This is a genomic window from Pseudomonas sp. Lb2C2, from assembly GCF_052112205.1.
Classification (GTDB): domain Bacteria; phylum Pseudomonadota; class Gammaproteobacteria; order Pseudomonadales; family Pseudomonadaceae; genus Aquipseudomonas; species Aquipseudomonas kilonensis.
This window is the reverse complement of sequence record NZ_JAUTYW010000019.1, coordinates 1-1,412: the sequence shown is the minus strand read 5'-3', so window position 1 is coordinate 1,412 and position 1,412 is coordinate 1. Positions and strand designations below refer to the sequence as shown.

The 1,412-nt window shown below is 49.9% G+C and carries 1 rRNA gene; it reads right to left on the bottom strand.

The annotated features are described in order from the left end of the window. A 23S ribosomal RNA gene (locus Q7F16_RS30060) occupies positions 1-1,291 on the bottom strand; the annotation flags it as partial. Positions 1,292-1,412: the final 121 nt, after the last annotated feature.

Sequence of the window (1,412 nt, the reverse complement as noted above, 5' to 3'; positions counted from 1 at the left end):
CTTTCGGCGTGGGTGTTTTTCACACCCATTGTCGTTACTCATGTCAGCATTCGCACTTCTGATACCTCCAGCAAGCTTCTCAACTCACCTTCACAGGCTTACAGAACGCTCCTCTACCGCATCACTTACGTGATACCCGTAGCTTCGGTGTATGGTTTGAGCCCCGTTACATCTTCCGCGCAGGCCGACTCGACTAGTGAGCTATTACGCTTTCTTTAAAGGGTGGCTGCTTCTAAGCCAACCTCCTAGCTGTCTAAGCCTTCCCACATCGTTTCCCACTTAACCATAACTTTGGGACCTTAGCTGACGGTCTGGGTTGTTTCCCTTTTCACGACGGACGTTAGCACCCGCCGTGTGTCTCCCATGCTCGGCACTTGTAGGTATTCGGAGTTTGCATCGGTTTGGTAAGTCGGGATGACCCCCTAGCCGAAACAGTGCTCTACCCCCTACAGTGATACATGAGGCGCTACCTAAATAGCTTTCGAGGAGAACCAGCTATCTCCGAGCTTGATTAGCCTTTCACTCCGATCCACAGGTCATCCGCTAACTTTTCAACGGTAGTCGGTTCGGTCCTCCAGTTAGTGTTACCCAACCTTCAACCTGCCCATGGATAGATCGCCCGGTTTCGGGTCTATTCCCAGCGACTAGACGCCCTATTAAGACTCGCTTTCGCTACGCCTCCCCTATTCGGTTAAGCTCGCCACTGAAAATAAGTCGCTGACCCATTATACAAAAGGTACGCAGTCACCCAACAAAGTGGGCTCCCACTGCTTGTACGCATACGGTTTCAGGATCTATTTCACTCCCCTCTCCGGGGTTCTTTTCGCCTTTCCCTCACGGTACTAGTTCACTATCGGTCAGTCAGTAGTATTTAGCCTTGGAGGATGGTCCCCCCATATTCAGACAAAGTTTCTCGTGCTCCGTCCTACTCGATTTCACTTCTAAGATCCTTTCGCGTACAGGGCTATCACCCACTATGGCCGCACTTTCCAGAGCGTTCCGCTAAAATCAAAGAAGCTTAAGGGCTAGTCCCCGTTCGCTCGCCACTACTAAGGGAATCTCGGTTGATTTCTTTTCCTCAGGGTACTTAGATGTTTCAGTTCCCCTGGTTCGCCTCTTGCACCTATGTATTCAGTACAAGATAACCATCTTATGATGGCTGGGTTCCCCCATTCAGACATCTCCGGATCAAAGTCTGTTTGCCGACTCCCCGAAGCTTTTCGCAGGCTACCACGTCTTTCATCGCCTCTGACTGCCAAGGCATCCACCGTATGCGCTTCTTCACTTGACCATATAACCCCAAGCAATCTGGTTATACTGTGAAGACGACATTCGCCGAAAATTCGAATTTCTCAACTAAGAGAACTCACAAATTTTACCTTAGCCTGATCCGTTACCAGTGAAAGTAACGT